At 40.7% G+C, this 13,352-nt stretch carries 12 protein-coding genes and 1 pseudogene; 11 read left to right on the top strand and 2 right to left on the bottom strand.

What is annotated here, in order from left to right; translation table 11 throughout:
• The first annotated feature begins 34 nt into the window (after positions 1–34).
• The 4 genes from FCN25_RS18205 to FCN25_RS18220 all read left to right on the top strand — a co-directional run bounded on the left by FCN25_RS18205 (position 35) and on the right by FCN25_RS18220 (position 3,348).
• Positions 35–1,033: a phosphotransferase gene (locus FCN25_RS18205; RefSeq protein ID WP_137226804.1), complete on the top strand. Its 999-nt coding sequence runs from the start codon at positions 35–37 to the stop codon at positions 1,031–1,033.
• A gap of 145 nt (positions 1,034–1,178) precedes the next feature.
• Positions 1,179–1,946 carry a DUF6279 family lipoprotein gene (locus FCN25_RS18210; RefSeq protein ID WP_254693679.1) on the top strand — a complete coding sequence of 256 codons (768 nt, stop codon included), beginning with the start codon at positions 1,179–1,181 and terminating at the stop codon, positions 1,944–1,946.
• Positions 1,947–2,037: 91 nt separating this feature from the next.
• Positions 2,038–2,631 (top strand): DoxX family protein, encoded by a 594-nt coding sequence (locus FCN25_RS18215; RefSeq protein WP_137226806.1) that lies wholly within the window; start codon positions 2,038–2,040, stop codon positions 2,629–2,631.
• A 168-nt stretch (positions 2,632–2,799) separates the two neighbouring features.
• Entirely contained in the window at positions 2,800–3,348 is a 549-nt protein-coding gene (locus tag FCN25_RS18220) for an NAD(P)H nitroreductase (RefSeq protein WP_137226807.1), read from the top strand.
• A 71-nt stretch (positions 3,349–3,419) separates the two neighbouring features.
• Here FCN25_RS18220 and FCN25_RS18225 read toward each other — a convergent pair whose 3' ends face one another.
• Positions 3,420–3,620, bottom strand: coding sequence for a hypothetical protein (locus FCN25_RS18225; protein WP_137226808.1), 201 nt, complete (start codon positions 3,618–3,620; stop codon positions 3,420–3,422).
• Between the two features lie 173 nt (positions 3,621–3,793).
• On the bottom strand, positions 3,794–4,510 hold the full coding sequence (locus FCN25_RS18230) for a glutathione S-transferase (RefSeq protein ID WP_137226809.1): 717 nt from the start codon (positions 4,508–4,510) through the stop codon (positions 3,794–3,796).
• Positions 4,511–4,747: 237 nt separating this feature from the next.
• Here FCN25_RS18230 and FCN25_RS18235 point away from each other — a divergent pair, with 237 nt between their 5' ends.
• The 7 genes and pseudogenes from FCN25_RS18235 (at position 4,748) to FCN25_RS18265 (ending at position 13,332) form a co-directional block, all read left to right on the top strand.
• Positions 4,748–5,812 carry a rhodanese-related sulfurtransferase gene (locus FCN25_RS18235; RefSeq protein ID WP_254693680.1) on the top strand — a complete coding sequence of 355 codons (1,065 nt, stop codon included), beginning with the start codon at positions 4,748–4,750 and terminating at the stop codon, positions 5,810–5,812.
• A gap of 206 nt (positions 5,813–6,018) precedes the next feature.
• Positions 6,019–7,434, top strand: a complete 1,416-nt coding sequence (gene yegD, locus FCN25_RS18240; RefSeq protein WP_137226810.1) for a molecular chaperone — start codon at positions 6,019–6,021, stop codon at positions 7,432–7,434.
• A gap of 252 nt (positions 7,435–7,686) precedes the next feature.
• Entirely contained in the window at positions 7,687–8,154 is a 468-nt protein-coding gene (locus FCN25_RS18245; RefSeq protein ID WP_137226811.1) for a CreA family protein, read from the top strand.
• A gap of 1,114 nt (positions 8,155–9,268) precedes the next feature.
• A complete protein-coding gene (locus FCN25_RS18250; RefSeq protein WP_137226812.1) occupies positions 9,269–9,850 on the top strand; it encodes a carbonic anhydrase in 582 nt (193 codons plus the stop codon).
• A 66-nt stretch (positions 9,851–9,916) separates the two neighbouring features.
• A pseudogene (locus tag FCN25_RS21200) lies at positions 9,917–10,138 on the top strand (transposase); the annotation flags it as partial.
• A 1,243-nt stretch (positions 10,139–11,381) separates the two neighbouring features.
• On the top strand, positions 11,382–12,218 hold the full coding sequence (locus FCN25_RS18260; RefSeq protein WP_137223013.1) for a site-specific integrase: 837 nt from the start codon (positions 11,382–11,384) through the stop codon (positions 12,216–12,218).
• Positions 12,219–12,222: 4 nt separating this feature from the next.
• On the top strand, positions 12,223–13,332 hold the full coding sequence (locus FCN25_RS18265) for an IS91 family transposase (protein ID WP_137226813.1): 1,110 nt from the start codon (positions 12,223–12,225) through the stop codon (positions 13,330–13,332).
• The last annotated feature ends 20 nt before the right edge of the window (positions 13,333–13,352 follow it).

The raw sequence follows: 13,352 nt of genomic DNA on the forward strand, positions 1-13,352 counted from the left end.
AACCACAATACCATTTCATTAGAGAAAATATTTGATGTCCCAACCCTTGTTATCTCTACCCATTGATGTGCTCGACATTATGACGAAAACAATGCCAATGGCGTTGTTTAATAGACTTGAAACACAATGTACCGCCATATCATTGCTCAACGCAGGGATCAGTAATCTTAATATTAAGTTATCTTGTGATGATGGCGATAAGGTTTTAAGGGTTAACCAACGCCATAGTAATTGGTGTGATAGGACACTCGAAATAGAATGTTGGCATACGGCTATTGCGGCTCACATTGCCCCAACCCTAGTTTGGGTCAGTGATGACAACCAACTATATTTAAGTGAGTTTATTCATCAACCCAATATCGACTGGTCAATTTTTTCAGCGATTAACAGTTACTCATCTCTGCAGAATGGACAAAACAAGCCAATTTTAAGCGTTGATGCTGTTCCTTTATTAACAACACTATTTAGCACACTTATTACCCTACCAGCACCCAGTAAAAGTATTACCGTGACTGAGCAGTGGCAACAATATGCGCAGCAGTTAGACCTATTAAGTTCATCGCAAATAGCTCCACAATGGCATGATGCTTGGCAGCAATTGTTACGCTTAAATGGGCTTATTCGACATTGGTTATCACAATTAGAAGCCTGTATGTTGCTGCCGGCTTTTTGTCATCGAGATTTAACCCCGCACAATTTACTATTTAGTGGCGGTAAATCTAATCAGCTGTTTTGTATTGATTATGAATATGCTGTGGCGAGTCATCCATTGTTCGATTTAGCAAGCGTTGTGGCCAGTCATCAGCTATCAAAAACACAAGTGAACCAATTAATCGATAACGTGATTAGACAATATTGTCAGGTCGCTAGCCTCACAGATGTGGCGGCGGCAAAAGCTGCATTACCCGCTGCAATGAATTGTTTTTGGTTATTTTCAGCAATGTGGGCATTACTGATGGCAGCCAAAGAACCACAAAAAGCAACAAAATACTTACAATATTTTACACATTACTTTACATTAATCACTTGCTAATAAGCTCCGATAACGTAAAAGGTTCTTACAAAGTATAAGTGAAGCACGTTTTGATAAAGGAATTATCTGTGTCTAAAAAAGTGATTATCCTACTATTAAGTTGCCTATTTTTGTTGGCTGCTCAACCAAAATAAGTTATTTCTTTTTGGATTGGGCGATAGAGTGGGAAGTTGAAGAATACGTAGAGTTAACCTCAGATCAGCAAGACAAATTTGATGTCATTATCGAATCATTTTTAGTTTGGCATCGCCAACAAGAATTGCCGCGTTATCGTGATCAATTGTCTTTATTATCGACACTGACGAATCAACAAACAATGACCCCAGAGCTATGGCTTAACCAAGTGTCATTGGCAAAGGCACATTGGCATCGTATTTTTGATTTTGTTATGCCAGAACTATTACCTATTATGGCGAGTTTCACTAATGAGCAAGTGAATCAAGTGTTAACCCAACTTAAAAAAGAACAACAAGAATTAATCGAAGAATATGCCGGTAAAGATCAAGCCGAATTAATAAAAGACTCAGACAAAAGAATCGTAAAACAATTAACAGAATGGACCGGCAACGCTACTGATGAACAAAAAAATATTATTCATCAAGCTAATACGGAACGTTTAGCCACGTTAGACATGTGGCTTGAGTATCGCCATGAATGGCTAAGTCAATTTGAACAAGCACTTAAACGCCGTCAGCAAACTGATTATTTTACCCAACAAATGAAGTTATTAATGATCTCGCCTGACGAACTGAAATCTAAAGTTTATCGCGATAATGTTGATGAAAATACTCGAAAATTTGGTTCAATGTTGATTGCGCTTAATAAAACATTTAATCAAAAACAACGTCAACACTTCGATAAAAAATTGACCGAGTTAGTAGAAGATTTAACTGAACTACACTTAGACAAATAATGTTTATTTTTATCAATTAATGCTTAAGATGAAATATTTTTAATCTTTAGCGGGTCTCTTACTACAATAACGATTTCAGTCAGGATTATTTATGCAAACACTAAGTGGATTATATCAACAGTTTTTAAATGTAATTAAACATACAGAAGGCTTAGCCGCTTTAATGCTAAGGCTTTATCTTGCACCTGTGTTAATGCAGGCAGGATATAATAAATTGTCACATTTTGAAGACACCGCCGCATGGTTTGGTAATCCTGATTGGGGCTTAGGTTTACCTATGCCTGAAGTCATGGCAGCATTAGCCGCAGGCACTGAATTGTTTGGTGGTTTTTTAATCTTGATTGGTTTAGCCACTCGACTCGTTGCATTGCCAATGATGGTCACCATGTTAGTTGCTGCTTTTGCGGTGCATTTACCCAATGGCTGGTTGGCCATTGCCGATCCAAGTTCATGGCTAGCGAATGAGAAAGTGTTGGCTGCAGCGGAAAAGCTAGCAGAGGCAAAATCTATTTTACAAGAGCATGGTAATTATGAATGGCTAACCAGTTCGGGTAATTTTGTTATTTTAAATAACGGTATTGAATTCGCGATAACGTATTTATTCATGTTACTGGCTTTATTTGTGATTGGTGGTGGCCGTTACACCAGCGTTGACTATTTTATAGGACGTCGCTTTTTGAAGTAACCTTGTTTATTTGCAAGTTGATTCAACGCAGTTAACAAGGCTAAGAGCTGTTTGAGAAGCGTTTGCTATCACGAGTTTAGGTTACATAGATCAATCCCAAAAAATCCCACCTTATGCGTGGGATTTTTGTTAATATCGGCGTTATCATTTATTCAAAAGGATAGTATCTTGGACGCCAAACAACTGTTATTGACTCGCCAATCAACGCCTCGTTTAATTGCTCCAGCACCCAATGCCGAACAACTCACGTTTTTACTTGATGCAGCAGCAAGAGTACCTGACCACGGTGCACTAACGCCTTGGGAGTTTATTATTGCGGTAGATGATGGCTTAGCTAAGTTGGCAGATATTTTTGTTGATGCGGCTAAAAAAAGTGGTGCAGATGAAGCTTTTCTCACTAAAGTATCCAACATGCCTTATCGTGCACCTATGGTGATTACGGTAGTCGCTAAAACACAAACGCATGATAAAGTACCTGCTTTAGAACAGCATATTGCAGCGGGTTGTGCGACGATGGCAATGCAGCAAGCTGCTTTTGCAATTGGACTAGGTGCAGTATGGCGTACCGGTGATTTTGCTTTTGATGCTAATGTACATCAACAATTAGGTTTATCGAAACAAGATCAAATAGTGGGCTTTTTATACGTAGGTACGCCAGCGGTAACCGCGCCTGTAAAACCATTAAAAAATGGTCAGCAATTCGCTCGCTATTTATAAGCTGGGTTAACAGAGAGTACGGGCCTTTATTCAACAAACAGGCTCGCTATGTTGCAATTAAGCCTTAATTCCTATTCATAGAATTCGAGTGGGATCATGTTTTGATAGACATAATAGCCTAATGGTCCCATTAACAAACTGATCATCGACCACACTATACGTTGAGCATTTTTGATATGTGCTTTCGAGGTAAAAGCTCGATAGCAAAAGTGAATATGTAAAACCAGTAATGCGATAAGCATTAAGACTAACGTAATATCCATATTATCCATGTCATGTTCCTTTGCGTTCCAGCAATGACTTATTTAAGTATAACCCTAAATTAGAAATCTGCAGTAAAAATAGAAATCTATGTTCTTAAACGGCTATTTACTGCGAGTAAGATTAATTTACTTTAAAAATTAACGGATTAATAGTCTGTAAATCATTAAAGATTCATAATTTTTTAATTCTTGCACAAAGGTACTACTTGTCCATCATCGCTTATCGAATATTTGAATTGAATCATATTTTGTTGGGGTAACCACAATGGATATTTGTACATGGTCACATTAAATAGTGGACTGTTCACTAACGTGGTCAACCAAGCGCTTACTTTTGGGTAGGGAATAGCGTTGAACCATACAGGTTCAACATTAGCAAATTGGCGTATAAACGGAAAAATAGCCAAATCAGCTAGTGTAGGGGTGTTGCTGCACAAATAGTTTTGTTGTTGTAATTGATCTTCCAGCAACTGAATAAATTGTTCAGCTTGTTGTCGATACCAAAGCTGACTGTTTTCAGGAAATCTATCTGCATACTTATATTTATCTAACCAAGGTTTAAAGTCATTATCGTTAGCATTAATGAGTGATTCTGTTAATGGCTTATCTAACCAATACTGTAGTGATAGATATTCGTTTGCTGTTAGGTATTTTGTATCCGGTGCAGGGTATTGGGTTAACGCAAAACGCATAATATCCAGGCTTTCACTGATAACTTGGTTATCTGCCGTCACTAACACCGGTACTGTCCCTTTGGCCGAAATAGCCAACATCTCTGCAGGTTTGTTTTTAAGTTCAATCTCACGTACTAACGGATTCAGTTGACTTAAATGAAGCCCAAGACGAGCCCGCATGGCATAGGGACAACGACGAAATGTGTATAAAATAGCAGAATTCATTAGGTGTCTATAAAATTAAATCTTGCTAATAGAGTAACGCTTTCTGGCTCAAAACCGCAAAATAAAATCCTAATCACAAAGTAAAAAAAGGGTTTAGATTGTTTTAGTATTTTTTTGAGTGTGACTTAGGTATACTTTCCGCCGTTTTTTTGAGCCTGTGCACAATGTATAGGCCTTATTATATGCACTGTAATATGCACTGGAAATTAAGTTCCAGCCAGCGGAGTCAACATTTTTATGCAACAATCTAAACAAAAGCCTAAACAAAATCCTAAACAAGAACCTATTCAAAAAGCCATACCAGCATCATCTCAATCCCAAGTTGCTGTGTGCGCGTTATATAAATTTGTTGCGTTACCTCATTTTGAGGCTGTCCGTCAGCCATTGCTTAGCGTCATGGAACAAAACGACATAAAAGGGACTTTGTTACTTGCTCAAGAAGGCATTAATGGCACTGTTGCCGGAACGTCATCAGCGATTGACATTTTATTGGCTTGGTTGGGCACTCAACCTGGTTTAGATAATATTGTAACTAAGCTATCTTTTGATGCTGAAATGCCGTTTTACCGCACCAAAGTTAAGCTAAAAAAAGAAATCGTCACTATGGGGGTTGAAGGCATCGATCCTCGTAAAGTCGTCGGGACCTATGTAAAACCAAAAGACTGGAATGCACTGATTTCAGATCCAGATGTGGTGTTGGTTGATACTCGTAATGATTACGAAGTGCAAATTGGCACTTTTAGAAATGCCGTCAATCCAGTAACAGAAACATTTCGCGAGTTTCCTGAATATGTAAAACAAAACTTAGATCCAGCTAAACACAAAAAAGTGGCGATGTTTTGTACCGGTGGTATTCGCTGTGAAAAATCTACTGCATATTTAAAAGAGCAGGGCTTCGATGAGGTATATCATCTTGAAGGCGGCATTTTAAAATACCTTGAAGAAGTAGAACAAGAGCAAAGCTTATGGGAAGGTGAGTGCTTTGTGTTTGATAACCGTGTAGCGGTAAATCACAGCCTAGAAAAAGGCCAATACGACCAATGTAATGCTTGTCGTATGCCTATTACTGAAGCAGAAAAGCAAACTGAAGCGTATGTTCAAGGTGTCAGCTGTCCTCATTGCATTGATAAAGTGCCGCAAGAACAACGTCAGCGGTTTATTGAGCGTGAGCGTCAAGTACAATTAGCCAAACAACGCGGTGAAGCGCATATTGGCAGCGATGTAAAACAAGTCATTGATGCTCGTCGCCAACAAAAAGAAGCTCAGCGTAAAGCACAAGAAATCATTAACAACAAAGGCTAATGATAGTTTTGGTAATACGAAAGCCCGATCTGAATACGATTGGGCTTTTTTGTTGTTTGCACCGTCTTGGTATATACAGTGTTGCTTGTTCAGCCAAAGGCTTGCTTTACTCAAGGAGGAAACAAAACAATGATAAATGGTTTAGCAAGTGTCATAAGTGTGTTATTTTGAGCGCTTTTTTCGATTAGACGACAGAAGGTAAGTCAATGTTAGTTGGATTTGATTATGGCAGTGCCAACTGTGCAATAGGGGTAATGATTGATGATGCGGTATCGTTATTACCATTATCAACTCATTCAGATTTTATGCCTTCAACCTTGTATGCAATGGATCGCGAGTTGATTGCCGAAGCGGTATACCAAGGGTTACCAGAACACTTAAAAGCAGAGTATTCTCATTTGCGCAGTTCGCAGTTAATGCGTGCAAAGCAAATGCGTCATGAGCTTGATCTGTCGCCGAATGAACAAGCGGTGTTTGTTGGCCAAGCCGCTATTGATGCTTACCTAGAAATGCCAGAAGAAGGGTTTTATGTCCGTTCACCAAAATCATTTTTAGGTGCCAACGGCTTACGACCTGATCAAATCGGCTTGTTTGAAGATATCGTCACATTAATGATGCAACACGTTAAAACCTCGGCCGATAAAGCACTGCATGCTAAGTCTCTGACTGCCGCATCTCATGCTGTGATCGGTAGACCCGTTAATTTTCAGGGCATAGGTGGCGAAGAGAGTAATCGCCAAGCAGAGGCTATTTTACGCCTTGCAGCTTCTCGAGCGGGTTTTACTGAAGTGACCTTCTTACTTGAACCATTAGCTGCAGGAATGGATTTTGAAGCTAATCTTGATGCCGACAATACCGTACTCGTTGTTGATGTTGGCGGCGGTACCACAGATTGTTCTGTCGTAAAAATGGGACCATCGCACATTAAGCAACAAGATCGCAGTTCAGATTGCTTCGGCCATTCAGGGCAACGTATCGGCGGTAATGATTTAGATATTGCCCTTGCCATGACGGGATTAATGCCAAGCTTTGGCGCTGATACCTTAATGATAAATGGCAAACCGACACCGCGGGCTCCTTTTTGGAATGCAGTAGCGGTAAACGATATTAGTGCCCAACGTGAGTTTGTCAGTTTAGCGTCGCGTAAGTTGGTCGAGTTATTAATTAAAGAATCGCAACAGCCTGAGCTGTTAGTCCGTTTACAAAAAGTACAAAAAAATCAAATGAGTTATCAAGTTGTACGCCAAGCTGAAGCGGCCAAAATTAGCTTGTCAGACAGCGATAGCACCCAATGCGCTTTAGATTTCATTGAAAAAGGCTTGCTTGTACCATTAACTGCGGCACAATTTGAACAAGCTATTAATGAACCGCTTAATAAAGTAGAAGCTTTGATGAAGCAAGCGATACAAACTGCTGTCTCTAAAGCGGAGCAACAAGATTGTGAGATGCCAAGTACTCCTGATATTGTTTATGTCACTGGCGGTACCGCTCGAAGCCCTGCGATATATAACAGAATTGCTAGTGTGTATCCAAATGCAAAAGTGGTGGTGGGTGACCATTTCGGTTCGGTAACTGCTGGGCTAACCCGTTGTGCTCAAACTGCCTTTAACTTATTAACATAGCTATTAATCAACAAGGTTAACCACATTAACGATATAGATATGAGTTAGCATGATGATAAGTGATAGTGATATGAATTTGTGGCGATGATGTCGACATCAGCAGTTTAGGCCTATTTATTACGTAAAGAATACCAATAAAGCAGATAATGAAAGACATAACATTAATGATATGCCTTTAACGATATTGCACGAAACTTTATATACTAATCCTATTTTTCGATAATAAACGTTCAACACGACAAGGTGTTACCGATGAAAAAAATACTAATTGCGCTATGTTTAACGACACTGCTTACTGCCTGCTCTGACAACGAAGTCGGTGATGTTTCACTTGGAATGTTTACTACACAAGACATAAAACTAAACATTTTAAAAGATGAAATTGTATCAGGTGTCACGTGTCACATTGCTTCAATAGAAGAAAACCTCAGTTTTTCAGATCCAAGTGATAGTTCTATCTCTTGCAGGCAAACGGGTGAAATTACCAAAGATATGATTGAAAAAATAGATAAGAGTAAATCTGGTGAGGTTGTATTTAAAAAATCAAAAAGCATATTTTTTAAGACAATGAAAATTAGAAGAATATTCGATGCTGAAAATCAAACATTAATGTATGTTTCATACTCTACCAAAGAAACATCGGGAAGCTTTAAACACAGTCTTTCAACGGTTCCACTTTGGGGAACTAAGGCATATATTGAGCCTACACAAGTTCAATAAAGCCAAAGGTCGCTCCCTAGCTCAGGGCGTCTGCGTGGATTATCTGCTATCTCGTTATACTGAAGGTGGTATGGAAAGATGCACGGGAAACTTGGGACTAATGGTGTTGAATAACAAAATTGTTGTAAAAGGCACAAAATATTTGTAAAGGTTTAGCATTATTATGCTAAGTCCTTTCTGCCCAGAAATGTGTTTGGGATATGGCCTGTAGCCACTAACGTCGTGGCGCTTCACCCACACCAGACCAAGAGGAAACCAACGGCTGTTCCCTCTTAACTCTTTTAAAAAAATGGCCCAGCCGCCCCGCAACATTTTCGCTATTTACAAAACAAGAGCTGCGAAAAGGTCGCCATGGGGATTGATCCAGCTTTTGACTTCAATAGTATGCAGCTTCGGCCCATCTTATTAATAAAGAGTGAAAATGCTAACGCTTCCGATGGTACATCTGATGTGAATGGATTCACGAATGTCGTGATGGCAGGACGCCAAAGAACGACCAGTACCGCGAAAGCTAAGCTCACATCTGATAGGCAGGATGCCTGAATGCCTTGTAGCACATGGATGTGCGAGAAAGGCCATGTGAGCATCACGCATTCTTGTATAAAGAGCCTTCAACGACCTCAAATTCAGAGTTGAATTTATCCATTTATAGGTTACAGGCACTAACTCTTTTTTGGACATAAACGTTTTAAAAAGCCAGTGTTTAAATTTACTTTTTATAAAAGTTTACCTTGCCCCCACTAAATTTGAGTGCTCATTTGTTAAATCATCCTGTTGAATTTGCTCGTTGAGAAAATAATAAAAGGTGATCGCAACTCAAATAGAAAGGGGTTATGTTGTTACTACAAAAAGGGTGGTTATGTATTTTCTCTAAAGGTGTAATCAGAACAGACGATTAACAGAAGTGCTGTACAGAAAATAGCCACCGTAAAAAGTAAATTCCTACAGCACAAAACATACCGATTAATATGGATGTGGCATTGGCCAAGTCCAACAAGCGATTTATGCGCCGCAAACAACGCGGCGCATAAATACTAAAACGTTAGATTTTCAAATCTGCCGCATTGGGAACCTCGTTAATAAGTAATCTGCGGCAATTCAAAGAGGAATAAAGATGACTAAAATAGTTGATGAAGTAACGTCAGCAAATGCTGATTATGTGGCTAACTTCGGTGATAAAGGCAATCTTGCAATGCCTCCTGCACGACAGTTTGCCATTCTTACCTGTATGGACGCTCGCTTAGACCCTGCTAAATATGCGGGCCTTGCAGAAGGTGACGCTCATGTGATCCGTAATGCTGGTGGCAGAGCCAGTGATGATGCAATACGTTCTTTGGTAATTTCATATAAGTTACTTGGAACGAAAGAATGGTTTGTTATTCATCATACGGATTGTGGAATGGAAACATTCAATAATGAAATCATGGGTGACCTGTTATCAGTTAGCTTAAAAACTGCAAGCGTAGATGCCTCAGGTTGGCATGATAGTAATGCCGGTGGTGGTACAACAGATGGGAAGTTCATCGAATGGCTTACCATTAGTGATCAAGCTAAAAGCGTCTTGGCCGATGTTCAACGAATTAAAAGTAGTTCAATGGTTCCAAGTGATATTCCGATTTATGGTTATATTTATGACACTAAATCTGGAAGACTTGTAGAAGTTCCCGAGGCAACAAAAGCCGGTAAAGCAAGTTAGAAAACTAATCGGGTAGCCGGAGGTGTCTGACCTCCGGTCCCAAACAACTCTGGATGAGGCTCCGAAATCCGAGAAAATGAATATGGTGCAATTAACTTAAGTAGCCAAGATATTCTCAATAGGCTGAATATTCCTGCCGACAACTGGCTAAAAATCACCACAGAGTTTGGGGGACTATTCAAAGATGCGGTAGGGGCTTTGCCTGCATTAACAGACTATTGCGAACATTTAGAGCGAAAGCGACGACAAGATGCAGCAGCCAACTGCCAGCGCTGGTTGTGCGCTTAATGCTTAACGTCTAACACTAAATCAATAACCTGATTGCCAGCTTGATAACAATCAAGCCACTAGTGCTACTTTAAATCTACCGCATTGCTCACCATTTTCCATATAGTGCTTAGTTTGTTGATGTTTCCCATTCAATTTATACATTTGAATCGTGCAGAATATTATCGCTATCAAACCTAAAAGCAGTTATGTTAATTCATCATAAAAATGGGAGGCATGATTAATTCGCACTAAGAAACGACCTGTACCGCGAAAGCTAAGCTCACATCCATGTGAGCTTCACGCATTCTTGTATAAAGAGCCTTCAACAACCTCAAGTTCAGAGTTGAATCGGTCCATTTCCAAGTCAAGATAACTAACTCGTTTTTGCCCCAATACGTGTTTGGAATATGGCCTGTGGCCACTAACGTCGTGGCGCTTCGCCCACACCAGACCAAGAGGAAATCAACGGCTGTTCCCTCTTGGATCTCCCAGCCGCCCCGCAACATTTTCAAACAGCGAAAAGGTCGCCATGGGGGGTAATCCAGCTTTTGACTTAGTTTTAGTGTTCTTCGGCCTTATTCGAAAATGCTAACGCTTCCGATAGGCCATCCTTGGCCAACGAAAGCTAGCCTGACGTCCTGTCAGGCTCACGCTATTTTCTTCAACGGTCTCAAGTTCAGAGTTGAATTACACCCGTTGAAAGTAAAGTATTAACTCATTTCTGCCCATTCCTTGTTAGATAAAATCCAATTTAAACTTTGCTCGAACATAGTTATCGCTAATTTATGAAAGCACCCTTTTGATATAAATTTATCTACGATTAACATCATAAAATCTTTGCGACAGCATACTGTTTTTTTACACAGTTATAATTCATTTGTGTTAAAACAACAGCGTTGTTTCTCGTTATGTAATTGCGAAAATTCTCGTTTTTACCTAAAGAATAATGCTACCTAATTGAATTAGCTTATTTTTGTTACTATACCTGCTCTACATAACGAGTTTGTATTATTCTCGATTATCTAAATTCTCGCTTTTGCCTAGACTAAAAGGTGATTGATTTGGGGTGCTTAAGCTGATAAGTTACTAAAATTATTAATAATTAAAGTTGTATGGATGTTGAGTTTTGGTGAGCTTCTCAGGATGTTTATCGGAATTCTCGCTAATACGCTGTTGAACTAAGCCGCTGCGCGGAGCCCAAAGACCCGTGATTTGAACCACACTTACCTCAGTGGATTTCCCACTATCAAGGAGGTAAGTCATGTTAGTACACACTCAATTATTCCATGATGAAATTACGCTTAGACGCTACTCTGAGCGAACCCGTAAAGCTTATCTGTATGCCATTACTAAACTGGCAGAACACTATCATCAACCAGTTGATACTGTTACCGATACGCAGTTAAGTGATTATTTCCGCTATTTAAACCTTGAAAGGCAACTATCAAGAGCCTCTATTCAGCTTCAACTGAACGGTATTCACTTTTACTTTGAACACATTTTAAAGCGTCAATTTAGAATTGACGTGTGTTTGCCTCGTCCTAGCCAAAAACTGCCGCAAATGCTCAGTAAGCAAGATATTGGTCAGTTGTTGCAGTACTGCCCTAATCAGAAATATCACGCCATGATAGCGCTGTGCTATGGCTGTGGATTACGCGTCAGTGAGCTGGTCAATATTAAAGTCAGTGATATTGATGGTCAGCGGCAGTTACTCAAAGTGTGTCAGGGCAAAGGTGCTAAAGACCGTTTAGTTATCATCTCTCCCTCACTGCTTAATTTATTGCGCCATTACTGGCTTAAGTATCATCCGCAAACGTGGCTGTTTGGTGTGCATTCCCATGGCAACACCTACCCGTTAGATGTATCAAGCGTGCGTAAAACCCTCAAGAAAGCGGCGTTAGCCGCAGGGATCACCAAACCTTGCAGCCCGCACAGCTTGCGCCATGCCTATGCGACACATCAATTGGCCGCTGGCATGTTACTGAATCAACTCCAACATCAACTGGGTCACAAAAGCATTAAAACCACAGAGCGATATCTGCACTGGTCGCCAGAGCTTGGGCATAAAGGGGGCGATTTACTCGCTGACTTGGGGTGATGAGATGGCGCATTATCACTTGAGTGACATATTGCAAACCCACTATGGTCACTACCAGCAACATCATCGACTGAGTCAGCAACAGCGTTTGGTGTGTCAGCGTATTTTGGCTTGCCGCACAGCCGCACTTGGTCAACAGCAGTGGCAATGTAATCAATGTCACTATCAGCAAAGCGTGTTCTGCTCATGCCGAGACAGACATTGTCCACGCTGCCAAGGTAAACAAACCCAAGCATGGATAGAGAAACAGCAACAACAAGTACTGCATTGTCGCTATTTTCATTTGGTGTTTACCTTGCCCCATGAGCTCAACGCGCTCACTCATACCGATGAGCAAGCAAAGCTTGTGTACAGCGCGTTATTTGAAGCCGTTTGGCAAACCTTAAGCCGATTTGGCATGACCCGTAAACACTTACAAGGTCAGTTAGGGTGCACAGCGGTACTGCATACATGGGGGCAAACCTTAACCCAGCATATCCACTTACACTGTTTAATCCCAGGCGGAGTGGTCACTGAGCAAGGTCAGTGGCGCGGCGTTAAATCAGACTATTTATTTCCTGTTAAGGCGGTCTCAACCGTGTTCAAAGCTAAGATGTTGGCTGCTCTGCGCCAGCGTGAACTGACCATTCCCGAGGCCAATAACCTCATCAATAAGGCGTGGTGCGTATACAGTAAAGCATGTCTTTATAAAGCTGAAACCGTAGTGGCTTATCTCGGGCGTTACACTCGAAAAGGCATGCTGCATGAATCACGGCTTAAGGCGGTCACCAAAGAGCGTGTTGATATCAGCTACACAGACTATGTCGATAACCAACGTAAAATCATGCAACTGACTCCTGAAGAGCTCATTAGGCGTTACTTATTACATGTACTGCCTAAAGGGGTGATGCGGATAAGGCATTTTGGTTTTTTAGCCAACAGCTGTCGGCGTAAAAGGCTCGCCAAAATTAGAGAGCAACTGGGGAGTAAAGCGAAAGATATCCCAGCAGCAATCACTGACACATTAGGCCACTGGTGTTGTCCGCAGTGCCCCAATGGACGGCTAATGTTTATGGGACTGGTGCCACTGCTAACGATGTTAGCGCGTGAAGCAAAGTTGAAGCTGTCAGGTTAGTCAGATTAAGTGGGGGGATG

This window comes from Shewanella sp. MEBiC00475 (assembly GCF_005234075.1).
Lineage (GTDB): Bacteria > Pseudomonadota > Gammaproteobacteria > Enterobacterales > Shewanellaceae > Shewanella > Shewanella polaris.

What these genes read in the sequence shown, in the direction of transcription:
- FCN25_RS18205 (WP_137226804.1), top strand. Translation starts at nt 35, where the DNA reads ATGTCCCAACCCTTGTTATCTCTACCCATTGATGTGCTCGACATTATG.
- FCN25_RS18245 (WP_137226811.1), top strand. Translation starts at nt 7,687, where the DNA reads ATGAAAAAAATACTAATTGCGCTATGTTTAACGACACTGCTTACTGCC.
- yegD (WP_137226810.1), top strand. Translation starts at nt 6,019, where the DNA reads ATGTTAGTTGGATTTGATTATGGCAGTGCCAACTGTGCAATAGGGGTA.
- FCN25_RS18225 (WP_137226808.1), bottom strand. Translation starts at nt 3,620, where the DNA reads ATGGATAATATGGATATTACGTTAGTCTTAATGCTTATCGCATTACTG.
- FCN25_RS18265 (WP_137226813.1), top strand. Translation starts at nt 12,223, where the DNA reads ATGGCGCATTATCACTTGAGTGACATATTGCAAACCCACTATGGTCAC.
- FCN25_RS18235 (WP_254693680.1), top strand. Translation starts at nt 4,748, where the DNA reads ATGCAACAATCTAAACAAAAGCCTAAACAAAATCCTAAACAAGAACCT.
- FCN25_RS18260 (WP_137223013.1), top strand. Translation starts at nt 11,382, where the DNA reads ATGTTAGTACACACTCAATTATTCCATGATGAAATTACGCTTAGACGC.
- FCN25_RS18230 (WP_137226809.1), bottom strand. Translation starts at nt 4,510, where the DNA reads ATGAATTCTGCTATTTTATACACATTTCGTCGTTGTCCCTATGCCATG.
- FCN25_RS18215 (WP_137226806.1), top strand. Translation starts at nt 2,038, where the DNA reads ATGCAAACACTAAGTGGATTATATCAACAGTTTTTAAATGTAATTAAA.
- FCN25_RS18250 (WP_137226812.1), top strand. Translation starts at nt 9,269, where the DNA reads ATGACTAAAATAGTTGATGAAGTAACGTCAGCAAATGCTGATTATGTG.